The sequence below is a fragment of the Paenibacillus sp. PK4536 genome, from assembly GCF_028594455.2.
Lineage (GTDB): Bacteria > Bacillota > Bacilli > Paenibacillales > Paenibacillaceae > Saccharibacillus > Saccharibacillus nuruki.
This window is the reverse complement of record NZ_CP126313.1, coordinates 3,122,007-3,146,691: the sequence shown is the minus strand read 5'-3', so window position 1 is coordinate 3,146,691 and position 24,685 is coordinate 3,122,007. Positions and strand designations below refer to the sequence as shown.

At 40.0% G+C, this 24,685-nt stretch carries 28 protein-coding genes; all 28 read right to left on the bottom strand.

The features are described 5' to 3' along the window. Nucleotides 1–25 precede the first annotated feature (25 nt). Nucleotides 26–337 (bottom strand): hypothetical protein, encoded by a 312-nt coding sequence (locus PO903_RS14220; protein WP_069327355.1) that lies wholly within the window; start codon nucleotides 335–337, stop codon nucleotides 26–28. A 25-nt stretch (nucleotides 338–362) separates the two neighbouring features. Continuing rightward, nucleotides 363–1,769, bottom strand: a complete 1,407-nt coding sequence (locus PO903_RS14215) for a flagellar assembly protein A (RefSeq protein WP_273593732.1) — start codon at nucleotides 1,767–1,769, stop codon at nucleotides 363–365. A 34-nt stretch (nucleotides 1,770–1,803) separates the two neighbouring features. Continuing rightward, entirely contained in the window at nucleotides 1,804–2,592 is a 789-nt protein-coding gene (locus PO903_RS14210) for a FliA/WhiG family RNA polymerase sigma factor (protein WP_069327357.1), read from the bottom strand. Between the two features lie 15 nt (nucleotides 2,593–2,607). Next, nucleotides 2,608–3,057 (bottom strand): hypothetical protein, encoded by a 450-nt coding sequence (locus PO903_RS14205; RefSeq protein WP_069327358.1) that lies wholly within the window; start codon nucleotides 3,055–3,057, stop codon nucleotides 2,608–2,610. A gap of 3 nt (nucleotides 3,058–3,060) precedes the next feature. Further along, a complete protein-coding gene (locus PO903_RS14200; protein ID WP_069327359.1) occupies nucleotides 3,061–3,558 on the bottom strand; it encodes a chemotaxis protein CheD in 498 nt (165 codons plus the stop codon). Then, nucleotides 3,551–4,177 (bottom strand): chemotaxis protein CheC, encoded by a 627-nt coding sequence (locus PO903_RS14195; RefSeq protein WP_069327360.1) that lies wholly within the window; start codon nucleotides 4,175–4,177, stop codon nucleotides 3,551–3,553. Before PO903_RS14195 ends, PO903_RS14200 begins: the two co-directional genes overlap by 8 nt. A gap of 4 nt (nucleotides 4,178–4,181) precedes the next feature. Then, a complete protein-coding gene (locus tag PO903_RS14190) occupies nucleotides 4,182–4,643 on the bottom strand; it encodes a chemotaxis protein CheW (RefSeq protein WP_069327361.1) in 462 nt (153 codons plus the stop codon). 28 nt (nucleotides 4,644–4,671) lie between these two features. Then, nucleotides 4,672–6,768: a chemotaxis protein CheA gene (locus PO903_RS14185; protein WP_273593731.1), complete on the bottom strand. Its 2,097-nt coding sequence runs from the start codon at nucleotides 6,766–6,768 to the stop codon at nucleotides 4,672–4,674. 44 nt (nucleotides 6,769–6,812) lie between these two features. Beyond that, nucleotides 6,813–8,330, bottom strand: coding sequence for a protein-glutamate methylesterase/protein-glutamine glutaminase (locus PO903_RS14180; protein WP_137222723.1), 1,518 nt, complete (start codon nucleotides 8,328–8,330; stop codon nucleotides 6,813–6,815). 25 nt (nucleotides 8,331–8,355) lie between these two features. After that, the gene (locus PO903_RS14175) at nucleotides 8,356–9,240 is read right to left on the bottom strand and encodes a MinD/ParA family protein (RefSeq protein WP_069327364.1); all 885 of its coding nucleotides are present in this window, start codon (nucleotides 9,238–9,240) and stop codon (nucleotides 8,356–8,358) included. After that, nucleotides 9,237–10,580 (bottom strand): flagellar biosynthesis GTPase FlhF, encoded by a 1,344-nt coding sequence (flhF, locus tag PO903_RS14170; protein WP_273593730.1) that lies wholly within the window; start codon nucleotides 10,578–10,580, stop codon nucleotides 9,237–9,239. Before flhF ends, PO903_RS14175 begins: the two co-directional genes overlap by 4 nt. Then, the gene (gene flhA / locus PO903_RS14165; protein ID WP_069327366.1) at nucleotides 10,577–12,610 is read right to left on the bottom strand and encodes a flagellar biosynthesis protein FlhA; all 2,034 of its coding nucleotides are present in this window, start codon (nucleotides 12,608–12,610) and stop codon (nucleotides 10,577–10,579) included. The genes flhF and flhA overlap by 4 nt, the downstream gene beginning before the upstream one ends. Nucleotides 12,611–12,637: 27 nt before the next feature. Next, complete coding sequence (gene flhB / locus PO903_RS14160) at nucleotides 12,638–13,726, bottom strand: flagellar biosynthesis protein FlhB (RefSeq protein WP_371748216.1); 1,089 nt, start codon at nucleotides 13,724–13,726, stop codon at nucleotides 12,638–12,640. A 25-nt stretch (nucleotides 13,727–13,751) separates the two neighbouring features. Beyond that, complete coding sequence (fliR, locus tag PO903_RS14155) at nucleotides 13,752–14,543, bottom strand: flagellar biosynthetic protein FliR (protein WP_273593729.1); 792 nt, start codon at nucleotides 14,541–14,543, stop codon at nucleotides 13,752–13,754. Nucleotides 14,544–14,554: 11 nt separating this feature from the next. Continuing rightward, nucleotides 14,555–14,824: a flagellar biosynthesis protein FliQ gene (gene fliQ / locus PO903_RS14150; RefSeq protein WP_069327369.1), complete on the bottom strand. Its 270-nt coding sequence runs from the start codon at nucleotides 14,822–14,824 to the stop codon at nucleotides 14,555–14,557. A 37-nt stretch (nucleotides 14,825–14,861) separates the two neighbouring features. Then, the gene (fliP, locus tag PO903_RS14145; RefSeq protein ID WP_069327370.1) at nucleotides 14,862–15,629 is read right to left on the bottom strand and encodes a flagellar type III secretion system pore protein FliP; all 768 of its coding nucleotides are present in this window, start codon (nucleotides 15,627–15,629) and stop codon (nucleotides 14,862–14,864) included. After that, entirely contained in the window at nucleotides 15,626–16,156 is a 531-nt protein-coding gene (locus tag PO903_RS14140) for a flagellar biosynthetic protein FliO (RefSeq protein ID WP_069327371.1), read from the bottom strand. Before PO903_RS14140 ends, fliP begins: the two co-directional genes overlap by 4 nt. Nucleotides 16,157–16,168: 12 nt before the next feature. Further along, on the bottom strand, nucleotides 16,169–16,534 hold the full coding sequence (locus PO903_RS14135; RefSeq protein WP_069327372.1) for a response regulator: 366 nt from the start codon (nucleotides 16,532–16,534) through the stop codon (nucleotides 16,169–16,171). A 27-nt stretch (nucleotides 16,535–16,561) separates the two neighbouring features. Next, nucleotides 16,562–17,875: a flagellar motor switch phosphatase FliY gene (fliY, locus tag PO903_RS14130; RefSeq protein ID WP_069327373.1), complete on the bottom strand. Its 1,314-nt coding sequence runs from the start codon at nucleotides 17,873–17,875 to the stop codon at nucleotides 16,562–16,564. Further along, complete coding sequence (gene fliM / locus PO903_RS14125) at nucleotides 17,865–18,863, bottom strand: flagellar motor switch protein FliM (protein WP_069327374.1); 999 nt, start codon at nucleotides 18,861–18,863, stop codon at nucleotides 17,865–17,867. Before fliM ends, fliY begins: the two co-directional genes overlap by 11 nt. A gap of 53 nt (nucleotides 18,864–18,916) precedes the next feature. Next, complete coding sequence (locus PO903_RS14120; RefSeq protein WP_069327375.1) at nucleotides 18,917–19,399, bottom strand: flagellar basal body-associated FliL family protein; 483 nt, start codon at nucleotides 19,397–19,399, stop codon at nucleotides 18,917–18,919. Beyond that, nucleotides 19,396–19,620 carry a flagellar FlbD family protein gene (locus PO903_RS14115; protein ID WP_069327376.1) on the bottom strand — a complete coding sequence of 75 codons (225 nt, stop codon included), beginning with the start codon at nucleotides 19,618–19,620 and terminating at the stop codon, nucleotides 19,396–19,398. The genes PO903_RS14120 and PO903_RS14115 overlap by 4 nt, the downstream gene beginning before the upstream one ends. A gap of 79 nt (nucleotides 19,621–19,699) precedes the next feature. Next, nucleotides 19,700–20,515, bottom strand: a complete 816-nt coding sequence (gene flgG, locus PO903_RS14110; RefSeq protein WP_137222710.1) for a flagellar basal body rod protein FlgG — start codon at nucleotides 20,513–20,515, stop codon at nucleotides 19,700–19,702. Between the two features lie 95 nt (nucleotides 20,516–20,610). Then, the gene (locus PO903_RS14105) at nucleotides 20,611–20,991 is read right to left on the bottom strand and encodes a TIGR02530 family flagellar biosynthesis protein (RefSeq protein WP_137222708.1); all 381 of its coding nucleotides are present in this window, start codon (nucleotides 20,989–20,991) and stop codon (nucleotides 20,611–20,613) included. Continuing rightward, a complete protein-coding gene (locus PO903_RS14100) occupies nucleotides 20,988–21,719 on the bottom strand; it encodes a flagellar hook capping FlgD N-terminal domain-containing protein (RefSeq protein WP_273593728.1) in 732 nt (243 codons plus the stop codon). Before PO903_RS14100 ends, PO903_RS14105 begins: the two co-directional genes overlap by 4 nt. Nucleotides 21,720–21,739: 20 nt before the next feature. After that, nucleotides 21,740–23,197 carry a flagellar hook-length control protein FliK gene (locus PO903_RS14095; protein ID WP_273593727.1) on the bottom strand — a complete coding sequence of 486 codons (1,458 nt, stop codon included), beginning with the start codon at nucleotides 23,195–23,197 and terminating at the stop codon, nucleotides 21,740–21,742. Between the two features lie 97 nt (nucleotides 23,198–23,294). After that, nucleotides 23,295–24,170: a MotE family protein gene (locus tag PO903_RS14090; RefSeq protein WP_273593726.1), complete on the bottom strand. Its 876-nt coding sequence runs from the start codon at nucleotides 24,168–24,170 to the stop codon at nucleotides 23,295–23,297. A 69-nt stretch (nucleotides 24,171–24,239) separates the two neighbouring features. Continuing rightward, nucleotides 24,240–24,683: a flagellar export protein FliJ gene (gene fliJ, locus PO903_RS14085; RefSeq protein ID WP_069327382.1), complete on the bottom strand. Its 444-nt coding sequence runs from the start codon at nucleotides 24,681–24,683 to the stop codon at nucleotides 24,240–24,242. Between the last annotated feature and the right edge of the window lie 2 nt (nucleotides 24,684–24,685).

Below are 24,685 nucleotides of genomic sequence, written 5' to 3'. Positions count from 1 at the left end.
ACTCACCTTTTGTGTGGTTTAAATTTTAGAAAGACAAATCGATATTTTTACCTTTGTAAGGATGTTCCGCTGGCTTCACTTCTGGATGAGGGTGTTCGTCAGAATGATGCTCACTAGCCGTATGGTGATGTTCTCCAGGTTCTCCATCATGGATAAAGTTAGATGACGACTCGTTCACTTCTCCGCTACGGTTACGCATACGTTCTGTATGCTCATTGATTTGCTCAGCCAGTAAAGTCTGATCAATCGCCGGACGTAACAAGTGTGCTTGTTGAATTTTACCCACTTCACTGGTTCTAGGAATAGCAATTTGCAATTCAATATTTCGTAAGCTCATCTCAAACACCCCACCTTATGGTTAATTAATGGTTAGAAACCATCACAATATCACCATCATCATATGTGAAGCTAACTCGTTCTGAAGTATCCTTAATATATTTAGTATATCTACCGATAACCACTTTAGAACCACCGAAGATAGTATGAATGACTTCAACTTTAGCTTTCGCCGATTCTTCTAGTGTTCTTTCGATTTCCCAAATACTTTCTTTGATTTCATCATGTTCACGCAGTTGGCTTTTTTTAGTCGCTGATAATTTAATACGCAAAGCCAATTTATCTGAACCAAGTTGTCCAGCAGAAGCAAGTTGATCTAATAAATGAAGTGCTTTTTCTGTTTTTTCCAAATTCTCTACATGGGTTTTTAATTCTTTGCGTAGTACACCCAGTTGATTACGTAATTCAGGAAGAACACCTACTTCAATATCAGTCACCGTAAAGCTGCTATTTCCGATTGTTCGCGCAACAACTGTTTCACCTGCTTGTAATTGCCCACCTACTATTAATCCTTTAGGTCCATTACATACAATCGTTTTACCTGCACGTACATTGGAATGCATAATACTTTGAGATACGATAACCGCTTCGCCTGCTTCTACATTTCCATCTTGAATAAATGAGCTTTTCACATTTACCGCAGCTTTGACTAACCCTTTATGATAACCGATAACTCCACCTGTGATTTCGATCGAACCCCCTGCTTCGAGTTCTGCACCTTCTACACCACCAACGATACGAATATCACCCGATGCTTTGACACGAAAATTAGATAACACATTACCACGTATAACGACCGTACCTACAAAGTCGATATTGCCTGTATGATAATCAATATCTCCGTTAACTTCATAGACAGGAAATACGTTAATTTTACTTTTTTCGGTCAATGATATCATACCATCTAAAGCAGCATAAATAACGGTATGTTCTGGATTTAACACAATATTTTTACCAACTTTGAATCGAGCTTCTTTGCCCGGTTTGTAAGGAATAGGTTCACCTGCAACCGATATTCCGTCTTCTCCAGGTAATGGATCGATTTTCTTACCGATCATTTGCCCTTTACGAACATTGTTAAGTTGGACTAATTCTTTGTAATCTACCTTACCATCTTGAGTTTCAAGTGGTCTTCTACCTACATCATCAAATGATACGGTATATTCAATTCTTCCATCTATTCCATTCACCGGCTTTTGCCCTTGAGCAACGATTGCTTTGTCCAAAGTATAAGCTTCAGGCTGACTAGAAATTTGTTGTAAAATTATTGAATCGATCCCATGACTCAAACCTTGCGTACGCAAAAATCCCTCCAGTTGTTCGGCTGTGCATTCAAATTCTTCATCAAACTTTGTAAATTCAAGATAAGCGATAGATTTGTCTTCAGAAAAGATAACTTTTAAATATGGGTCTATTGCTAATTGAGAGGTCACGCCTAATTCACCCTTTCATACAAGTAGCGGCGTCTCACATGTCTTGCATTAATAGACCTTTTTGCTTATCCAGTGCTCCACGCAAACGTAGAATAGCTTTGGAATGAAGTTGAGAGATTCGTGATGGTGATAATGACATGACTTCAGCAATCTCACTGAGTGATAGGTCTTCATAATAGAGCAGTGATACAACCGTTCTCTCTTTCTCGGTAAGCTTTTCGATCCCTTTCATAAGCGATTCTTTAAGTACAAAATCGTTTACAGCGCGATCTGGATTTTTGGCTTTCTCATCTACAATCAAAGACATTCTTGTTTCTGATTCTTCTTCACGAATAGGATCTTCCAAAGAAGTAATCGTCATTACAGCTACATCTTGAAGCATATTTTGAAAATCTTTTTCCGTAATATCCAAATAGTTACTGATCTCTGCATCGGATACGGAACGCAAATATTTTTGCTCTAGTTGCTGATAAGCGTCTTCAATTTTGCGTGCTTTCTCACGTACCGATCTTGGAACCCAATCTCCTTGACGAAGACCATCCAATATGGCACCACGTACTCTCCAAGAAGCATACGTTTCAAATTGAAGTCCACGTTTATAATCAAACTTTTCAATAGCATCAATTAAACCCATGACCCCATTACTCATCAGATCATCTTTAGAAACATTTTTGGGTAATCCAATTGCAAGGCGGCTGGAAACATATTCAACGGTGCCATAGTAGTTTTCAATCAGCTTCTTTTTGGCTTCTACGTTTCCATACTCCTTCCATTGTACCCACAATTCTGAGTGATTTAGATGTGCTGCCTTTTGCTCGCTCAATTGCTTTCACCCTCCTTACTTTTGTGTCAGGTGACGAACAGCCTTCGCCATTTCCTCCGGATCTTGTTGCTTATTTGAAACCAGTTTTGGCGGATTAAGAGGTGCAAAGCCACCCTTGTCCACTGTGTCTGTTGGTTTCGGTGTTAGCAAATCGCTTAACTCCTGATCTTGATCAGGCGTTACTACATCAAATTGGCCCCCTCTGCTTGGATCATCTACGGAAGAATCAGGTTGTCCATTTTCCGAAGAAGTTGGAGTAGAAGGCTTATTCGTGGCTGCACCTGCAGGATTGGCTAGAATCCCAAGAACAAAGCGCAGCACGAATGCCAGGAAAAACCATAATGCAAATCCTAAAACGCCTCTAAATAAGCTAGTGGTCCATAAATTGTTTTCGATAGAAGCAAAAAAGGTAATCAAAAAACCGATTAAGCCTAACCAGAGATTAATTTTAATATTCCCTACCATAGGCTATAATTCCTTCTTACCCATTTGTACGCTTCTTATGAACAAAATCCCAGAAATACAATCCATTTCTATCGTTCGTCCGTAATTAGCGCCAGTATCCTCAGCTAACAATGGAATTTTGTATTCTTCTAAAAACAATTTACACGCTTCCACATTGCGAGGACCAATTCGCATGTGATCACCACCACTAGAAAAGTTAAACATTTGAGCACCGCCAGCCATTTTAGCAACGATTCGTGAGCGCGAAGCACCCAACGCTGTCATTTTGCGAACAAGTTCTGGAAGTGCTGTATCTGCATATTTGGCTATATTCAATTGTCCGTCTCTAGCAATATCCGATGAAGGAAGCATCACATGAGCCATCCCTGCAAGTTGAATGTTTTTGTCATATAGCGTTAGGCCCACACAAGAACCAAGTCCCGTCGTTCGAATAATTCCGGATGTTTTCACGACGTTTAAATCCGCCATACCCACTTTAACAATGTTTTGCTCTTCAATCATCAGTCAATGGAACTCCTAATGATTTAAAAATTTTATCAAAAGATTCAGGGTCCGGAATCAAGAAAAACTGCCCTTCCACTTCTTCTTTTCCTTCTAAGAAAGTCGTATCGATCAACAGTGCATCGTCGCCCATTTCGCCGAATTGGATCAGACCATAATTTAAAATAGCACCCGCCATATCCATTGCTAAGCCAGGAACAGTCGGTGTCATTGAAAGTTGTGTGAAATCAGCTAATGAAGATAGATACGAGCCTGCCAAAATATTTCCAATCTCAGATAATGCAGATTGTTCCATTTCGTTGAAAAACTCTTCTTCACTTGCTTCAATTCCTGCTAAACGATGAAGTAATCCTTTACCCGCTTCAGGAGTTAGAATAAAGAACAAATTCCCTGGTGCTTCACCTTCTACACGAAAGAAAACAGCAAGTACGATTTGTTCAGGTCCTCCAACTTTATCCGCAATCTTTTCAAAAGGTAAAATCTGCACTTTAGGCACTGCCATATCAATCGGTTTATCTAAAAGTTGGGAAAGGGCAGTGGCTGCATTGCCTGCCCCTATGTTTCCCACTTCTTTTAGAACATCCATTTTGAACCCTTCAAGATCATCAAAAAGGTTCATAAGTTTAGTCCTCGATATTTTCTAGTTGACTGACTTCGCTTCGGTTCAAGACTTCAGCAAGGTTAAGCATAATCAGCAGCCGTTCTTCGTCCAGCTTAGCAACTCCATCAAGATATCTAGCTTTCACTCCACCTACAACTTCAGGCGGTTTCTCAATACGACCACGATCTAGATCCACTACATCATTAGCAGAATCAACGATAAATCCAACTTGAGTGGTATCTACGTCTACAATGATAATACGTGTTTGATCGTTATATTCATTTTCCGGAAGGTTAAAACGTCCACGAAGGTCAATAACCGGAATAACAACACCACGTAAATTGATAACACCTTTTACAAAATCAAATGTTTTCGGTACACGTGTAATTGGTAACATACGTTCAATCGTTTGTACTTTATCTACTTCAATACCGTATTCTTCTTTTGCAAGCTTAAAAACGATAACTTTTATATCTTCTGCCATGGGTAAATCCTCCTTGTTATAAACTACATCACTTGATAAATGCGTTCGGATCAATAATCAAAGCCACTTGGCCATCCCCAAGAATCGTTGCTCCTGAAACCCCTTGAATATCTGGAAGATATTTGCCCAAGCTTTTCAGTACGATTTCGTTTTGACCAATAAAGTTCTCAACAGCTAGTGCTGCTAGTTTGTCACCTTTACGGATTACGACAATTTCTGTTTCTTCTTCTTCACGCTCATCAAAGTCTGGAACTTCGAATACACGGCTCAATGAAAGTAACGGAATATGCGTTTCACGATAAGGAATTAATTGACTACCATGCAAATCACGTACCTGTTTGGATTTGATAATACCTGTTTCCACAATTGAAGTTAATGGAATCGCATATTTCTCTGAACCTACACGAATCAACATCGCTGAAATAATAGACAATGTCAATGGAAGTTGTACAGAGAACTTGGTTCCTTTACCTGGTGTGGAGTACACAGTTACATGTCCGCCAAGTGATGAAATTTTGGATTTAACCACGTCTAGACCAACACCACGTCCAGAAATATCAGAGATCACTTCAGCTGTACTGAATCCTGGTGCGAAAAGAAGTTGATATACTTCTTCATCTTTCATCGTAACAGATTGCTCTTGAGTTACGACGCCTTTTTTGATTGCACTTTGAAGAATTTTGTCGCGGTAGATTCCACGTCCATCATCCTCAATCTCAATAAATACATGATTACCACTATGAAATGCGCTTAGTTTGACAACGCCTGTCTCATCTTTACCTGCTGCAATACGATCTGCAATAGGCTCAACACCGTGGTCAACTGAGTTACGCAGTAAATGAACCAGTGGATCACCGATTTCATCAATAACTGTGCGGTCTAGCTCTGTTTCAGCACCTGTGATAATTAAGTCTAATTTTTTGTCTAATGATTTAGCCAAATCACGTACCATACGAGGGAAACGGTTAAATACAGTATCTACCGGAACCATTCTCAATTTGAGTACGATATTTTGCAAATCACTACTTACACGACCCATATGCTCTACAGCATCTGTTAGTGCAGGTACTTTCACTTCACTTGCAAGCTGTTCTAGACGTACACGGTCAATAAGCAATTCGCTGAACAAGTTCATAAGAACATCCAAGCGATCGATATCTACACGGATTGTACGAGATGGAGCAGCAACCGCTGCTTTGGCAGCCGCTTTTGGTGCAGCTGGTGGCGCTGCTGCGACTTTAGCTTCTTCAACGACTGGAGCTGAAGCAACAGATGCTGTTTCTACAGGCAAGATTTCAGAAGAAATTGGAGATGATTTAGCTGCTGTAGCAGACATTTCTCGCAACGATTCTGCATCCAAGCGTGTCATCGTTACATTTTCAATCTCAGATACGCCGAGGATCATCGTTTTGAGTTCAGCTTCATCTTTTTGCGTGATGTAATACAGAGAGAAGCTACGATCAAATTTATCCTGTTCGATATCTTGTGTAGAAGGTTCAGATTTGATAACTTCACCGAAACGCTCTAACATATCAAACACCATATAGGCACGAACCGCTTTTAGTTGACAATCTTCACGAATAAAGACTTCAAGGTAAAGCGCTTGATGACCTTCAGACATCGATTGTTCAATAACAGATTGTTGGAACTCATCCAATTGGATTCCTTTGCTCTCTTGAACAATTTCAGCTGGTGTTGATGATGTTGGTGTAGCAGATACTGCTTTAGATACAGCTGGTGCCATGTCTCCACGTACAATCGCTTGTAAAGATTCTACGATTGCGGTTACATCTGCTTTACCTTCTCCGCCTTGTGTAATATCTTGAACCATTGATTCCAAAGCGTCCAAACTTTTAAACAATGTATCAAAAATAAATTCTTGCATTGCTAATTTTTCATTACGTACCAAATCAAGTACATTTTCCATTTGGTGCGTTAGTGCTGCTAAATCTTCAAAACCCATTGTTGCTGCCATACCTTTAAGTGTATGTGCTGAGCGGAAAATAACTTGGACGATCCCAAGGTCAGCCGGGCTGCTTTCCAATTCCAGCATTTTTTCGTTCAACGATTGTAGATGATCGTTCGACTCATCAATAAACATGTTTAGATATTGATTCATGTCCACCGTGAGACACCTCCTCCATAAGATAGCATATAGCTTGTTGTAAACTATTTAACGATTTGTATAAGTTTAGGCGCAATTTCCGGCAATGGCAGGAGGTGATTGACACATCCAAGCTCTACGGCCGACCGCGGCATTCCGTACACTACACAGGTATCTTCGTTTTCTGCGATTGTAGAGTTTATACCGCTATCATATAAATTTTTCATTTCTCTTGCGCCATCGCTTCCCATACCTGTCATTAATACAGCATGACGCTGTAGCTCGGTAAAAGGTTGGATAGAGGCAAAAAGCGTATCCACTGAAGGGCGATGTCCATTACGTGGTGGTTCTTGTGTAAGCTGTATCCGGTAACTTCCTTGATTGCGAGCGACAGTCATATGATAACCGCCAGGAGCAATATAAGCTGTACCTGCTTGAAGAACCATTCCCTGTTCTGCTTCAACGACAGTAATACGACTTAAACTGTTCAAACGCTGGGCCAGAGATCGTGTAAAATTCGGCGGCATATGCTGAACAATCACAATCGGAGCAGGAAAGTTAGCCGGGATATTTTCTAATAAGCTTTTAAGCGCTCTAGGACCGCCGGTAGAGCATCCAACTGCTACCAACTGACGCCAAGGAGCTGTATTGCGTTCAACGCCTGCTGGGCGATTTACAGCCGGAGTAGACATTGATGGTGACACAGGTGCTACTGGTTTTTCGATTTCTTTTTTGAAAGAAGAAGCCGCCGGTGGAGTAACCACTGGTTTGGTGCGTTTCGGTTCTTCTTCACGAACAGGCTTAGTCGGTATCTCCGGTTGCTTTTTAACCGGTGTTCCAGTAACAAAGGAAGGCTTAGACACATGACGCGGATCCGCAGGCTTAGGTGCTACAGGACGTTTGTCTTGTGCTTGCTTGTCTGTTGTTACTTCTGGACGTGAAGGACGTGCAGTTGTATTCGGTGTTGGCGATGCTGGTTTGACCTGAAACCGTTCTGGACGACCTTGTTCCAGACGTTTATCAATGTCACGTTTAGATGTTTTTTTCTCAGAAGGGGCTGCCTGAGGTTCTGTTGAAGGTTGTTTGCCTTCTTCTTGCAGCTCTTGACTGTCTTGCAGATATGGCGACGGAGCAACGTCAGCCGCCATGTTTTTTTGTTCAGCTCTTTTGCGGTTTCTTTCCAGTGCATGAACAGCGGTATGAAGTTGTCTTCGTAGCTGTTGCCCAACCTCTTCAATATCCTGCGAATTACTGACGGAAGGCTTACGAATAAAGTCAAAAGCACCATTTTCCAAAGCCATAATTGTTTCACGCATACCCTGCTCATTAATGCCTGATAACATAATTATCGGCAGAGGACGCTGAGACATTATAATTTTTAGTGCTTCTAGCCCATTCATTTCTGGCATTTCTACATCCATTGTAACAACATCGGGTTTAAGTTCGACTACTTTTTTAGCAGCTTCACGCCCGTTGTTTGCAGTATCTATCACGTGAAACAGAGGATCTGTCTCAATTAAATCCGAAATGATTTTTCTCATAAAAGGAGAATCGTCAACAACTAATATTTTATAAGTTGTCATATCAGCACCTCTGTTCCCTACAGAATCATTTAGTACGTTTAAGCCATTTTTGCATAAATCCTTTGATTCCTGTTAAGGTTCCTTCTGGACTTGCGTTTGGTGCAACCATATAACGTTGAGCCAAATTTTGAATGTCTTTGGATGCAATACATCCGGGAGAGTAGATTGAAAAAGGAACTTGTTTTTTTACGGATTGACTCACATGAGAATCATCGCTTACAAATCCCAAAAGAGGAATTTCTAAGTTCAGAAAGCGACTGGTAACCAATCTAATTTTATCTGAAGTCTGTACTGCTTCTTTTTCACTTTCAGCTCGATTCACGACTAATTTGAAAGAAACATCTTCTTCCATTCCGTGAACCACTTTGATTAATGCATACGCATCTGTAATCGAAGTTGGTTCTGGTGTCGTCACTACAATACATTCGTCAGCTGACATGATAAATTGTAGTGTTTCTTTCGACAAACCTGCTCCAGTGTCAAACAGAATATAATCCATATCTGTTGCTACTTTTTGAATCTGGTCTGTAAAGTAGATTAAATCTTTATCGGATAAAGAGAACAATGAGGTTAGCCCGGATCCACCAGCGATATAAGGTAATGATCCTGCTCCCTTTTCAATAATCTCATTGATCTGTTTCTCTCCACTAAGTAGATGAGACAAGTTAAACTTAGATCGTACACCCATCAGTACATCGATATTCGCCATTCCAATATCTGCATCAAATACCAACACTTTTCGCCCGAGCCGTTGAAGAGCAAGTGCAAAATTAAGCGTGAAATTGGATTTGCCTACTCCACCTTTACCGCTAGTGATCGTGATAAACTTCGCACTACGTGGTTCTGATTTAGGAGCCTGCACCGTTTTGGACGACATCAAATTTCTTAGTGATTGGGCTTGGTCCATCATGGCAATATATCTCCAAGCAATAGATTGGCAAGAAAGTCTGGACTTGGCATCAATAGATCGTCAGGTACATTCTGTCCATTGGTCATATAAGAGAGTCGCAATGGATATTCCTGAAGAAGATTGAACAAAGCACCATAACTTCCTGTCTCGTCTGCTTTGGTAAAGATCACTTTGTCCAATGGATACTTACTAAAATGTTCTGTGATCGTTCTCATATCTTCTGTTTTGGAAGTAAAAGATAAAACCAGATACGTTTCACTATTTTCCAATGGAGCTAATAAGCTTTGTAATTCAGATACCAGTAATTCATTACGGTAATTACGACCCGCTGTATCCATCAAAATCAGATCACATTCAGCTAAACGTTGTAGTGAGCGCTGCAAATCTCCAGGAGATTGAACCACTTCTAAAGGTACTCCTAAAATAGAGGCATACGTTCTAAGCTGCTCTACTGCCGATATACGGTACGTATCCGAAGTAATAAGACCTACTTTACGTTTATACTTAAATAACTGTTCAGCAGCCAGCTTAGCGATTGTAGTAGTCTTTCCTACACCTGTAGGACCTGCGACATATACAATTTTGGTAGCCGGATCAATCCCACCACCGATGCGTGATTGCGTAAACTGTTCGATCTGAAACTTCATAGCTGCTTTGGCATCGACATTGGTAATTAATTCTGGAGCTGGAAATTGTCCCATAGCTTCACTTAACCATGAATCAAGCAATTCTTGATCTAATCCTTGCTTTTTAAGACGGTCTGCGATTTCAATCAATGATGTTGGTAACGTCGCCATTTCTTTCTCACGACTTAAGTCAGCCATCATTTTTTTCATTTCACGTAATTCTTCAAATAATTTGTCTTGTTGATCCGATTGACTTGCACCATTAAATTCTGGAGCCTTATACACTGGCTGTTCAGCAACGAATGGAACATGACGTAAAGAAGATTGGGCTTGGTCTGAAATGCTTGGTTCCAGTGGAGCCGAGAATGGTGTTGAAGCTACCGAGTTACCTTCAGCTGAATCGGTTGGTTCTCCTGCTAATGCTTGTCGCATCGATTCAGCAAAAGCTTCACTTGATTTACGATAGGCGTCTGGTACTACACGTTTAGGCACCGCAGCCGGAATATTAATCTCCGGCTGTGCTTTTACTGGTTCAGTAGCTTGTTCTTTCTCTACGGCTGCAATCACTTCAATCTTTTTTTTCTGAAACATCCCTAGAAAGCCGCCTGTTTTAAGTTCTTTGGTACTTAAAATAACTGCATCGCTACCAAGATCAGTTCGAATTTTTAACATCGCATCGGGCATTGTATCAACGATATATCGTTTTACCCTCATAAGTTCACCACCCCGACACTTTGAATTTCAACGTTAGGTTCAAGTTCACTGTAAGAAAGAACTGGAATATCCTGCATCGTGCGTTCAATCACTTGACGCAGATACATGCGTATAGCTGGCGAAGTCAACACGATCGGTTGTTGTCCCATTTGCAAAAGACGATTCACTTGCTCATTCATCTTCTGATACATCGATTGGGTCGATACCGGATCAAGAGCCAGATAACTTCCTTGTTCAGATTGCTGTACACTTTCGGCAATCTTTTTCTCCAGATTAGGTCCTACTGTAATCACACGTAGTGTTTCACCCTGGCTTGTAAATTGCTGCGTAATTTGTCGGGATAGAGCTTGACGTACATATTCAGTTAATACATCTGGATCTTTGGTATATGTTCCATAATCGGCAAGTGTCTCGAATATTGTAACCATATCCCGTATAGAAATTTTTTCTCTTAGTAATTTCACGAATACTTTTTGGATATCTCCTACTGCTAACACCGAAGGAATCAAGTCATCTACAAGCACAGGATAATTCTCGCGCAAGTTGTCAATCAATGCTCTTGTTTCTTGACGACCTAGTAGTTCATGACAATGTTTTTTGATCAGTTCAGTTAAATGTGTAGCCACAACTGAAGGTGGATCAACCACAGTGTAACCAGATAATTCAGCACGTTCTTTTGTTAATTCATCAATCCACAAAGCTGGTAAACCAAAGGCTGGTTCTAAAGTCTCTATTCCTGTAATCGAATCATCATCAAACCCAGGACTCATAGCGAGATAGTGATTTAGTAGTAATTCACCACCACCTACCACATTTCCTTTAATTTTGATGACATATTCATTTGGTTTTAATTGAATATTATCCCGAATACGGATAACAGGTACCACAAGACCTAGTTCAAGTGCACATTGACGACGAATCATAATAATACGATCCAGTAAATCGCCACCTTGCTGTGTATCAGCCAGAGGAATCAGACCATATCCAAATTCGAATTCAATCGGATCGATCTGTAGTAAGTTGATAACACTTTCAGGACTACGTACTTCTTCGATCTGTTGTTCTTCTTGTTGCTGTTCGGCTTCGACTACTTTTAAGTCAAGATTAGACTGCATCTTCCGAGCAGCGAATACTAACAGAATCGCTAGAGGGAATGTAGTTAAAAAGTGAATCGGTGTAAAAATACCTAACAGTGTAATTACGCCTGCTACGATATATAACAATTTTGGATAAGAGAATAATTGTGCTGTAATATCGTCTGCCAAGTTACCTTCAGAAGAAGCTCTTGTAACAATTAGACCCGCAGCTGTTGAAATCAGTAATGCTGGAATCTGACTGACTAGACCATCACCAATAGTTAAAACAGAATACGTTGAAAGTGCTTCAGCGAATGGCATTCCGTGAACAGTCATCCCAATAATAAATCCACCAATTAGATTAATTAAGAGGATGATAATACTCGCAATAGCATCCCCTTTTACAAATTTACTTGCACCATCCATCGCTCCGTAGAAATCGGCTTCACGTTCGATTTTGCTACGACGTTCTCTAGCTTGATGTTCATTGATTAGACCTGCATTTAGATCCGCATCAATACTCATTTGCTTACCAGGCATAGCATCGAGCGTAAAACGTGCTCCAACCTCTGCTACCCGTTCAGAACCTTTAGTGATAACGATAAATTGTACAACGACGAGAATAAGGAAAACAACAAATCCAATAGCGATTTGTCCACCTGCAATCCAGCTACCAAATGTAGCAACAACTGAACCTGCATCCCCTTGTCCCAAAATCAATTTTGTTGTAGATATATTCAAAGCTAGCCGGAATAATGTGGTTATGAGCAACATAGCCGGGAAGATAGAAAATTCCAGTGCTTCTTTTGTATTCATTGCAATCAAAAGAATAATCATTGCCAGGGAAATATTCACAATCAGCAATACATCGAGTAGCCATGTCGGGATCGGAAGAATCATCATCATAATAATTCCTATGACACCCGCAAGCACAACCAAATCTTTAGTTTTCAATGCTATCCAGCCCTCCGATCCCCTGGTTTACTTGTTTTTACCTTTCATCTTGTACACATAAGCAAGAACTTCTGCTACCGCTTGAAAAAGATCACCCGGAATAGAATCTCCTATTTCTGATCTAGCAAACAATGCTCTTGCGAGCGGTTTGTTTTCCATCACGACAACACCATGTTGCTTGGCAAGTTCTCTTATTCGCAGGGCGACGTAATCTTGACCTTTCGCCACCACTTGTGGAGCAGCCATCTGACCATTGTCATATTTCAAAGCTACTGCAAAGTGAGTCGGGTTGGTAATAATAACGTCAGCATTGGGAACGTCCTGCATCATTCGCTGCATCGCCATACGGCGCTGTCTTTCACGAATTTTCCCTTTTATCAACGGATCCCCTTCCACCTTTTTATATTCATCTTTAATATCTTGTTTGGACATCCGTATTCCTTTATTATGCTCATATCGCTGATACATATAATCAAAGATAGCAAGTACAAGTAAAGCAACACCTACTTTTATGCCCAAGCTCATTGTTAATCCAGCCGTATAGTGAAGAATGGCTTCAACAGACATATAAGCTGTTTTGGATAATTCATGAGAAGCACCAGACAATGTCTGATAAACCAGATATCCGATGACCGAGAGTTTGAGTATTGATTTCAAAAATTCTACGACTGAACGCATAGAAGCAATATTTTTAAATCCTTTAATCGGATCAAGCTTGCTGAACTTAGGTTGTATAGGCTCTCCGACTAGCAAAAAGCCAACCTGTGCATAGTTAGCGACTAATGCAAGTACTACAACAACCCCGAATACAGGTGAAACCAACATCATAATCTGTATCGCATATTGACCAAGCATCTGCATAATATTAGCTACAGTAACATCCATCGTTAAACGATGTAGAAAAGAATCTGTGAATAGCCATTCAATTCGTTTCATAAAAAAACTGCTGAACATCATCAAAGAAAATATTCCACCTAGCAATACCGCAGAACCGGGTATATCCATACTTTTAGCTACTTGACCTTTTTTACGCGTTTCTTGCTTTTTCTGAGATGTTGCTTCTTCTGTTTTTTCTCCAGAAAATAATTGCAGATTGATCCGTAATCTGAATGCCAATTCACAACCTCCTTCCATACGAAGTTTATTGTGGTCTGTTACCTACTACTTTTAATAACGATTGCATCGCTTGAAATAGTTGAGCAAAAACATGTTCGAACAGATAGCCAAAGCTTGGAGTTAACAGCATTAACATAAATAGTCCAAGAATAATCTTCACCGGCACACCGATAACAAAAATGTTAAATTGCGGTGCACTACGTGCTAGAAATCCAAGTCCTACATCTGTTAGAAACATAGCTACTACAATAGGTGCGGCCATTTGAAAAGCAATTAAAAATGAATTACTGAATGTTCGAATAAGAAATTCACTAATCGATCCATCCATCATTTTACTCATGATCTCAGAATCAATTGGAATCCAGTCATAACTATAAAGTACAGACTGAATCAAATAATGATGACCATTCATGCTCAAAAACAGCAGCATTGCTATCATGTACTTCAAATTACCAAACAATGGTGAAGATGCGCCTGTTAACGGATCAAGTACACTAGCGATACCAAAACCCGTTTGAATATCAATAAACGCACCAGCCATTTGTATAACAGCAAACATTAAATAAGCAACATAACCAAGCATCAATCCAACCATGACTTCTCTGATAACCAGTAGAACATAAATTTCTGGACTTTCTGATACGGTTACTGTTGTACTTTTGATCAAAAAAATTAAAAGGGATATAAAAAAGGCAATGCCTACTTTAAATGTGTTGGGCACTCCTTTTGATGAAAAAACGGGTGAAACTACAAAAAAAGCAATCATTCGACAAAAAACAAGCAAAAAAACAGGAAAACTTTGCTGTAACATCTCCATAAGCAATCAGCCTAACCGACATATTTGTATAAATTGTCGAGAATATTATACGTGTAATCTACTAGAACACTCAGTATCCATGGACCGAATAGCAGAAGTGCAAGCATAACAGCCACAATCTTAGGTACAAAGGCAAGCGTTTGCTCCTGAATTTGCGTAGTAGCCTGAAAAATACTGACTAACAGACCCACTACAAGTCCAAGTACAAGCATCGGTGCGCTGACTTTGAGTACTGTATACACTGCCTGTCCCGCCATACCGATGATAAACTCCGAACTCATGATTAACCTCCCTTAATTAGGAACATCTCTAACTTCGCTAATTGAAGCTGAGTAAGAGGGACTTAACGACCAAATACCATCCGTCTACAAGAACGAACAGTAAAATTTTAAACGGTAATGAAATCATAATCGGCGGTAGCATCATCATACCCATCGCCATAAGTACACTGGCGACTACAATATCAATAACTAAGAACGGTATGAAAATCATAAAGCCCATTTGAAAAGCTGTTTTCAATTCACTGATTGCGTAAGAAGGCACCATAACCGTAAGCGGAATATCTTGGATATTGCTTGGTTTTTCTGCACCAGTGTAATTGAGGAAAAGAAGTAAATCTTTTTCACGTGTATGTTTAAACATAAATTCTTTAATCGGTATTTCAGCAGCTTTCAAAGCCTCAGTCTGTGTAATACTACCTTTCAAATAAGGTTGAAGCGCTGTTTGGTTCATAGTGGATAGTACCGGCGACATTATAAAAATAGTTAAAAATAAAGCCAGCCCCACCAATACCTGGTTAGGAGGCATCTGGTTAGTCCCGAGCGAAGTCCGGACAAAGCTGAGCACAATAACAATACGGGTAAAGCTAGTCATTAAGACTAAGAATGCTGGCGCAACACTTATAACGGTAAGCAGCAACAGGATAGATAACGAGCTAGTTGCTGGTGCTGCATCTCCTGAGCCACTATCATTGCCGATCTGAATATCAATATTAGGTATCGGATCGGCAGTGGCAAATGCTGAACTTACAGATGTCAGACTAACGATAAAAAGCAGTACGAGCGTTATAATCAGCTTTTTTTTCATGAATCCCTCGACCGATCTGTAGAGTTTTCCTCCTTCATCAGCTCTTCCATCTTCTGTTTACGATTAGGAATTTGGCGAAGTTTACTTTCAAATACTTCTTGAAAAGCTTCAGTTTCTCCCAGTTCCTCTTCTTGCACATCCGATTTTGGACGAAATCTTGCACTGATTTTGGAGATTAGTGGAGAAAGAATATTTTTCTGCTCCACTGCTTCTGTTTGAAATGAACGGATAATCAGCATAGCTTCTTCAGGATCCGAAATTTTATCCACTAATGTGATATCATCTCCAACACCTACCAAATATATGCTGCTACCAATTTCTATAACTTGTAATGATTTATTTGGCCCCATCGCTACCCCGCCGATCGTGCGTATCGCACGACGTGATAACCAGGTTTGACTTTTACGACCAAGAAATTTAAGTAGTAAAATGATAAGGGCTATAATTACAGCCAAGACGATTATAACCCAGACTATGCTTAGGAAATAATCGCCTGTTCCTCCCATTGTGGCTGTTTCACCTGACATGGGAATAATCTCCTACACGCCAAGCGTTTTGCTAATTGCTTCGATAACACGGTCAGCTTGGAAGGGTTTAACGATAAAATCTTTAGCTCCCGCTTGAATTGCATCAATAACCATTGCTTGTTGACCCATCGCAGAGCACATAATTACTTTTGCAGCTGCATCCAGCTTTTTGATTTCTTTAAGAGCAGCGATACCGTCCATTTCAGGCATTGTGATATCCATAGTAATTAAATCAGGACGCAGTTCTTTAAATTTCTCGATAGCTTGTGAGCCATCTTGTGCTTCCCCCACTACTTCATATCCGTTTTTACTCAAAATGTCGCGAATCATCATTCTCATAAAAGCTGCATCGTCCACGATAAGAATTCGGTTTGCCATTGATTTAAAATCCTCCCTAAATGATCATTATTGTATTTTTTGAATGCGGTCCCATTGGCTGATGATATCCGTAACACGAACACCAAAGTTTTCATCAATAACAACAACTTCGCCTTTAGCAATCAGTTTGTTATTTACAAGGATGTCTACCGGTTCACCTGCCAATTTGTCTAGTTCAATGATTGCGCCCTGAGACAATTCGAGGATATCTTTAATTTGCTTTTGGGTCCTACCTAATTCTACGGTTACTTTGAGCGGTATGTCCATCAATAAGTTCAAATTATTTTCATCCATGTTCGTCACAGACGGTGATTGGAAGTTTGCAAACTGAACAGGTTGAACATTAACCTCTCTTCCAGCCATACCACCATAATGCTGTGGAGCCTGTGGTGGATAAGCCTGAGGCGGGTAAGCCTGTGGTGGCATCGCATACCCTGGTGGATATTGCGGATACGGTGGGTAAGGCGGATACGGCTGTTCTGGCGCTCCGTATGGAGGCTGTTGGCTATAATCCGGTTGCATACCCGGCATACCTGGTTGTGGCATATTAGGCGGTGCCATAGGTTGCTGTGGAGCCTGTTGAGGTGGTACGGCAGCCGTAGGTGCTGGTGGTGCGACTGGAACTTCTGGTTCGGCTACTGTTTCTTCAGCACCTCCATTAATTAATATATCTACCATATATTTAGCAAATTCGACTGTTAACAATTGCATAATTGTAGAATCAATCAAATCACCAATCAAAAGTCGGAATGAAATTTTGATTAAGGTCTCATCATTAGGCAACATCGTTACCCCTTGATCATTGCTTACATCAAGGATATCAATTCCTGGTGGTGAAATATTAACAAAACGATTAAAAATAGTCGACATCGATGTTGCTGAGGAACCCATCATTTGATTCATCGCTTCTTGAACCGCACTGATATGAATCTCATTCAACTCTTCATCTTTTGGTTCTCCTTCGCCACCTAACATCAGATCGGCGATTACTTGTGCATCTCTTTTTTGAATCACTAATGAATTTATCCCTTGAAATCCATCTACATATTCAACATGAACAGCAACATGAGGTTTAGGGAACTCATTTTCAAACTCAGGACGTGTAATAATTCCTACTTGAGGAGTTGTAATATCTACTTTTTGTCCAAGTAGTGTAGATAATGCTGTTGCTGCACTACCGAAAGTAATATTACCAATCTCACCAAGAGCATCCTGCTCCATAGGAGTCAAAAAGTCGTCCACCGTTTTGACAGACGATGACGAAGAAGTATCTTCATCGCTTGCAGACTGCTTAAGCAAAGCGTCGATTTCTTCTTGTGACAAATAATCCTTACTCGTCAAATTCTTCCACTCCTTCACTCACAATTTCATCAATCTGAATAGCTACCCGGTCTTTTACTGTTCCCGGACTGCCAATAAATTTAACTTTATTTCCTATTTTGATCGATAGTGCATCATGTACAGGCTTGTTCAGTGAAATCACATCACCTATAGATAAGCCGATAAACTCCTGAATTGATAAATTAGATTCTCCTAATTCAGCAATAACAGGCAATGTAGCACGATTCACACGATGTTGTAGAGCTTCTACTTCTTCTGGAGCAGGCTCTTTCTTCTGAGAAACGAACCAGTGATGCGCAGATAACTTCGTCATAATCGGCTCAATAACCACGTGAGGAATACATAAGTTGATCATCCCTGTCGTGTCACCGATTTTGGTACTTAGTGAGATCAAGGCTATCGTTTCATTGGGTGAGACAATCTGCATAAATTGTGGATTCGTCTCTAATGCTTCCATTCGCGGTGTAAGATCGATCACCGTTTTCCAAGCTTCTTGCAAACTATCGAATGTACGGCTAAATACTCGCTCAATAATTGTCGTCTCGATCTCTGTCAACGCGTTTATTTTAGAAGGAGCATTACCTACACCACCAAGCAAACGATCTAGCATTGCATAAGCAATATTAGGATGAACTTCCATGACCATTCGACCTTCAAGCGGTTCAGCTTCAAATATATTAAGTATCGTCATTTTAGGAATAGAACGAATAAACTCATCATACGGAAGTTGTTCTACCTGTACCACACTAATTTGAACAAAAGTACGAAGTTGAGCAGAAAAATAGGTTGTCAGATATCTGGCAAAGTTCTCGTGAATCCTTGTCAAACTTCGAATATGATCTTTAGAAAAACGGACAGCCCGTTTAAAATCATATGCTCTAACCTTTTTCTGTGTATCCTCTTTTTTCAGTTCTTCTGCATCCATCTCACCAGAAGAAAGTGCTGCTAAAAGAGCATCTATCTCATTTTGGGATAATACATCTACCATAATCTCACCCCCCTTGCTAGTTTATTTGTAATGAGGATCATCTTATTCCAAGATTAAATCGCACTTACAATAAAATTAGTGATCTCAATATCTACGACTTTACCTCCATCTTCTGGAAGAGAACTGTTAATTAATTTGAGTAACTTGTCATTTAGAGCATCTTTTCCTTTTGCTCCATTTAACGCATCAGGGTTCGTATCAGCAAGTGTTTTGATGATCAATGGTTTTACTTTCAAATCTTTGATCAATTCAAAAGCCTCTTTTGTTTTACCATCTTGAAGTTGGAAGGAGAAACTCATATTAACTACGTATGAAGGATCACCCAAGTTTGTTTTGATATCGTCTATTGTTGAAGAGACCTCGGCTATTTCAGAAGCTGTCATTTTAGATAAGGCTTCTTTTTCAGCAGCAGCTGCGGCGGCAGCACTTACGGGTTCTTTCTCTCCGAACATATTTCCCATTAAGAAATAGGCTACTACACCGATTAATCCTACTGCCAATACCCCGCTAACGAGCCAAGGTAGTAACTTTTTCATGATAATTCCTCCATATGCTGCACTTTAATAGTTCCTGTTAATGTGCCTATACTTTTGTTGTATTCGTGGATGAGTTTGTTTAATTGATCTGCTTTTTCTAAAACGATAATTCGTTTGCCTGTAGTTAATGTGACATACGTATCAGGTGTTTCTTCGATCATCTCGATTAAGAGTGAATTAAGCCACATTGGCGAACCATTTAATCTTGTTACAGGGATCATTTTGCCCCTCCTCAAAAAATGTCCTTATACAGCAAAAGGATGAGAAGGATAATATCATCCTTCTCGAACCTTTCATTAATTATCGTTTCAAGTTAACAATTTCTTCAAGAATAGAATCAGAAGTCGTAATAATACGAGAGTTCGCTTGGAAACCACGTTGAGCGACGATCATTTCTGTAAATTCACTTGTTAAATCAACGTTAGACATTTCAAGCTGACCTGCTACGATTGCACCAGTACCCGTTTCAGCATTATTTGCTGTAGTTAGAGTAATTTCTCCATCTAAAATCGCATTTGGTGTTACACGATACAAGCTACCTCCGATTTTTTCCAAACCTTCAGGGTTAGTTACTTTAGCAACTGCTAAAGTCTGACCTGTAGCTGTCGTACCATCTGCCAATGTGTATAATAGTTGACCATTTTGCTGAATCGTAAATGAAGTTGCTTCTTCTCCAACGACGACAGGAGCGCCGTCACTATCGACTACAAAAGCTCCATCAGAAGTTACAAGGTTACGGTTAGCATCTACATGGAAGTCACCAGCACGTGTTAGATAAGGTACTTCTTGCTCTTCAGTCAATTTAACAGCGAAGAATCCATCACCATCTAGACGTAAGTCTGTAGGGTTATTTGTTGTTTGTGCACTACCTGCTAAGTGAAGAGTATCAATAGAAGATACGGATGAACCTAAACCAATCTGTTGAGCATTTACACCACCAGCTGTATCTGTAGGCGCTGAAGTTCCTTTAACCGTTTGACTCAAAATATCTTGGAACATTACGCGAGATTGTTTAAAACCTACTGTATTTACATTGGCAATATTATTACCAATAACATCTAATTTAGTTTGAAAGCCTTTCATACCTGAAATTCCTGAATATAAAGATCTTAACATTGTGTTTCCTCCTATGGATGTTCAATTAGTGGGATGAGACTGCTTCAGTCGGTCGGCTAGTCTCCTGACTTTCCAATAATGGTCCAAGTCAGCAATCAAATAATTACAGCACTGTCGATTTGAGTAAAAACGTTATCTTTCATTGATTTGCCATCCATGGCGGTAACAACGGTCCGATTGGGTACATTCACTATTAAAGCGACATTGTTTTGCATCAGAATCAGTGATTCTTTGGACCCTTTTGCAGCGGCTTTATCTATAGCCTGATTAACACTTTTTAACTGATCGGCACTAAGTTCGATTCCTCGTTGCTCTAATCGTTTAGAAGCATGATTGCTGAACTTTAGTAATTTGTTATCTAAAATGTTTTGAAAGTCAGATGTTGACGTTTCATTGTTTACATTTTTGGTACGTCCCAGTAGACCGGAATTGAGATTAGTCGGATATAACTGACCTACTTGGATAGGACCACTCATGATGAACCTTCTTCACTAGCCGGTGTTGGTGTATCCGTTACAGGTTCTGGTGTTGTCTGTGTTGCTCCTGTAGGTGTACCTGCTTGTTCTCCTGAAGATTCAGTAGACGTTTCTTCAGTGGTAGGCGTAGGCACTGTTGCAGCTGGTTCAGTCGTTGTTGCCGGTGTTGTTGTTTCTACTGGTGCTGTTGGTGTCTCTGTTACGCCTGATGGTGTTGTTGGCGCCGGTGTCGGTGTAGCCGTATCAGGTTTGGCTGGTGTTGTCGTTGCATTAGCTGCTTCTACCATAGCAATAATACTAAGCGGAACAGCATTTTCTCCTACCTGCGCATATTGCACGCCAGCTTTCATAACAATCGATCCTACAACTCCGGATTGATATGTTGTTGTTTTCTCACCTGTTGCACTATCTGTTTTTTCTTCAGGCCAAGTGATTTTTTTACCGATCAATTGGGAAGAAGCTCCTAGTGAACTATCTACAGATGAACCTACAGAATCAATTTTTTTACCGATGTTGATCAACTGTTCTAATGAGGAGAACTGAGCCATCTGTCCGATAAATTCAGTGTTTTCCATTGGAGACATTGGATCCTGGTTTTTTAATTGAGCGACTAGAATCGTTAGAAACTGATCTTTACCTAACTCGCTTTTGTTTGTTTCGGCTGCTTTCTTTACATTACTTGCAGAGTAATTAGGCCACATATTGGATGTTGAAATTGCATCTGCCAATTAAATTCACCTCCGTTCGTTTATGCCTTAGCTACATAAGTGCTACCATAGTTGACTGTGCTCGATGCTGTAGCGGCTTTTGTTTCTTCACGCCATTCTTTTAACTCACCATTCAATTCAGCTGCAAGGATTGCATCATCATTCTGTTCTTCTCGTCCATTGGAACGTCGTCCAGACTGTTGTTGACCTGCACTCGAACCAAATCCCTGTCCGCCGTTATACATTTGAGATTGCAATGAAGAACTTTGTGTTACCTCTAGCTTTTCAACTTGAAGTCCTTGAGATTGAAGCGCTGAGCGTAATTGAGACATTTGTTGATCCAACATATCTTTTGCCATATGCTTTTCAGTAATAAATTGAGCTAAGACTTGACCGTTTTGTATTGTAATTTTGACATCCACTTTACCCAAGTTTTCAGGATTCAATGAAATGGTTGCTTCAGAGATATCTTTGAATTGTTGGACATCTAATTTATTAACGATAAATTTACTCATTTCATCTGGAAAGTTCTGAATATTCACAGTTGTTGTTGGTACTACAACTTTTGCATTAGGTACGGCTTCCGCACGCATTGCAAATTGTCCTACTGTCATTACAACTGGTTCAGGTTGCTCATCCGCTTGATCAGACGCAGCTCCTTGCTCACCACTAGCATCTTTTGCAGCATTTTGAATAATGCTTTGTACTGCACCTTGTTCAGCAGCTTTCTTCGTTTCATCTACTACTGTGATCTGTGCCGCTGTATTTGCTTTCGCTTCATCTTTAGGGGCTGTAATGATAGCTCCTTGATTATTTACAGAAGTTGTCACTGCATCAGGTGTTTGAGTACTCGCTTTTTGCAACATCGTTTGTAGTCCTGTAAGCAATTGTTCTAGTTCAGGATTAGCTGCTTGTGTACCATTTTTGACAGCTTGTAAAGTATCTACAATTTGTGTCACAGCATCTGCTACTGCAAATCGAAGTGTTTCTGGGTTTTTAGCCAGATTGTTCATAGCGGATTGTGCTGTATCCAAAACGTTAGAAGCTGTTACGTCTTGTGCATCTGTTCCTTCTGTTGGAGATGTTGATTCTGAAGAACCTGATAAAACTTGTTGAACTTGTGTCAACCAACCTTGTAAAGATTGAACAAGAGCAGGATCTGTTGTAATGGCTTGATCCATATCTTGCAGTTTGTCCAATAGATCGTCTAGAAGCTTACCTACTTTCTCAACTTGTTCCCCATTTGTTCCATCACCTGTGACATCAGTAGATTGTTGTCCACCAGAAATCATCGCCTGTAGTGTTTCTAATAAAGAAGCAGCAGTACCCATAATTCCAGAAGCCGTTTCTACTAATGGATTAGTTGGTGTACCATTTACTCCCATTACCTGTACAAGAGCTTGATTAAAGCCTGGAGCCGAAGTAACATTCGTACCTGATGCTTTGGTTGCCGTCGTTGCGCCCGCATTACCTAATAAGTTTTGAAGTATCATACTCATTTATTATCACCTCCTTTAAGGAAAAGGTTAATAAGACAGACTTCCCAACTGTGACCTATATCGACACAATAGGAAATGCTTCCGACTCTATTCATCATTAGTTACCTAATAATTTATTGACGATCTGTGCAGTGCCTGTAGGATCTGTTGTAGACATTGCAGCCAAAATACTAGAACGTGTAGAATCATCCATCGTGTTCAAAATTTGAAGCACTTTAGTCTGACTCACTTTAGCTGTTTGTAATAACAATGTTGCTGCACTACTTGCTGGCATACTTGTAAATGTCTGAGCCATCGCTTCTGCATCTAATTTTGTACTAGAAGTAGACGCTGGTGTCGTCGCTACAGTAGGCGCATTCGCAGGTGTTGGTTTGGCATTTCTCAAAGCCAAAGATGTTTCTGCTGCTATTTTAGGATCCATTTTTTGCAAGATACCTGCTTGATCCGTAGCATTCATTTCATTTAAAATCAAAACCTGTTCATCTGTAGTCATGACTTGCATAATCGCTGCTGCTTTAGAAGAGCTCATCTCAGCATAGACTTTAGAAAGATTTTTGATCTGTTTTTGATATCCAGTAGGTGGAGCTGTACCCGCGGCTGCCGCAGTAGCATCCGCCAATTCTTTAGTTTTTTTCTCTTCTTCTAGTGTGTCAATAGTTGTTTGTTGTTTTGTATTTACCACATTTGCTGCATCCAATTTTTCTTTTAATGCTTTGACGGTTGCATCGTTGCTTTCAGTTTGAGTCGCACTTGCTGTTGTACTACTTTCTTTATCGGCAGAAGGCACCCAATTTTTCACTATAGGAATTTGGTCTAATGTATTAAACATACTTTTACGTAAATCTACGTTGAATAACATAACGATTACGCCTACTAATACAAGGGTAAACAGAATTGGAGTTGCAATAAAAAGGAATCTTCCCATTCCACCTGATTCCTTTTCCACTTCCATTTCTGGACTTTTCTTCGCCACGGTAAACCTCCTTGAGCCAAACATACTTAATTCTAATTAGCGTCATACTGGTATCAATTGGTGTATATATTACTTGGAGTTCATTACATAACGCACTGTAGCCATTTCGTCGAGATCATTTTGCTCACGAACCATGTGCTCATGAGTAAATTTAGTCTTTGCTTTATCTTTGGCTTGTAACCATACTTTTTCATCAACCATTTTTTCAGTTAAATGAAGTTTTTTGTGTTCTACTTCTACCTGAGCTTCACGAATATCGATAATTTTGCGTGAGATACATTGATCGAGATAAACGACATAACGTTGTAAATCTTGCAATTCAGAAATAGGCGCTCTATTTTCAATCGCTTGATTAATCATTTCCAACGTGCGGCCTTGATCTTCCAGCAGTTGATCTAATGTTTGTTCCTGTGCTTGTAGTTCTCCCAGTGCTGAAGATAATAGCCATTCTGCCTGGTTCTTTGCACTCGATTTGATATCAACAACTTTTTGAAAAGTATACTGGAATTTCATAA

Coding starts and splice junctions, on each gene's coding strand:
- PO903_RS14140 (WP_069327371.1), bottom strand. CDS start 16,156: ATGTCAGGTGAAACAGCCACAATGGGAGGAACAGGCGATTATTTCCTA.
- PO903_RS14135 (WP_069327372.1), bottom strand. CDS start 16,534: ATGGCAAACCGAATTCTTATCGTGGACGATGCAGCTTTTATGAGAATG.
- fliJ (WP_069327382.1), bottom strand. CDS start 24,683: ATGAAATTCCAGTATACTTTTCAAAAAGTTGTTGATATCAAATCGAGT.
- PO903_RS14175 (WP_069327364.1), bottom strand. CDS start 9,240: ATGATGGACCAAGCCCAATCACTAAGAAATTTGATGTCGTCCAAAACG.
- PO903_RS14200 (WP_069327359.1), bottom strand. CDS start 3,558: ATGATTGAAGAGCAAAACATTGTTAAAGTGGGTATGGCGGATTTAAAC.
- PO903_RS14195 (WP_069327360.1), bottom strand. CDS start 4,177: ATGAACCTTTTTGATGATCTTGAAGGGTTCAAAATGGATGTTCTAAAA.
- fliM (WP_069327374.1), bottom strand. CDS start 18,863: ATGGTAGATGTATTATCCCAAAATGAGATAGATGCTCTTTTAGCAGCA.
- PO903_RS14190 (WP_069327361.1), bottom strand. CDS start 4,643: ATGGCAGAAGATATAAAAGTTATCGTTTTTAAGCTTGCAAAAGAAGAA.
- fliR (WP_273593729.1), bottom strand. CDS start 14,543: ATGGAGATGTTACAGCAAAGTTTTCCTGTTTTTTTGCTTGTTTTTTGT.
- flgG (WP_137222710.1), bottom strand. CDS start 20,515: ATGTTAAGATCTTTATATTCAGGAATTTCAGGTATGAAAGGCTTTCAA.
- PO903_RS14205 (WP_069327358.1), bottom strand. CDS start 3,057: ATGGTAGGGAATATTAAAATTAATCTCTGGTTAGGCTTAATCGGTTTT.
- flhF (WP_273593730.1), bottom strand. CDS start 10,580: ATGAGGGTAAAACGATATATCGTTGATACAATGCCCGATGCGATGTTA.
- PO903_RS14115 (WP_069327376.1), bottom strand. CDS start 19,620: ATGATCCCTGTAACAAGATTAAATGGTTCGCCAATGTGGCTTAATTCA.
- PO903_RS14220 (WP_069327355.1), bottom strand. CDS start 337: ATGAGCTTACGAAATATTGAATTGCAAATTGCTATTCCTAGAACCAGT.
- PO903_RS14120 (WP_069327375.1), bottom strand. CDS start 19,399: ATGAAAAAGTTACTACCTTGGCTCGTTAGCGGGGTATTGGCAGTAGGA.
- PO903_RS14105 (WP_137222708.1), bottom strand. CDS start 20,991: ATGAGTGGTCCTATCCAAGTAGGTCAGTTATATCCGACTAATCTCAAT.
- PO903_RS14095 (WP_273593727.1), bottom strand. CDS start 23,197: ATGAGTATGATACTTCAAAACTTATTAGGTAATGCGGGCGCAACGACG.
- fliQ (WP_069327369.1), bottom strand. CDS start 14,824: ATGAGTTCGGAGTTTATCATCGGTATGGCGGGACAGGCAGTGTATACA.
- PO903_RS14180 (WP_137222723.1), bottom strand. CDS start 8,330: ATGACAACTTATAAAATATTAGTTGTTGACGATTCTCCTTTTATGAGA.
- fliP (WP_069327370.1), bottom strand. CDS start 15,629: ATGAAAAAAAAGCTGATTATAACGCTCGTACTGCTTTTTATCGTTAGT.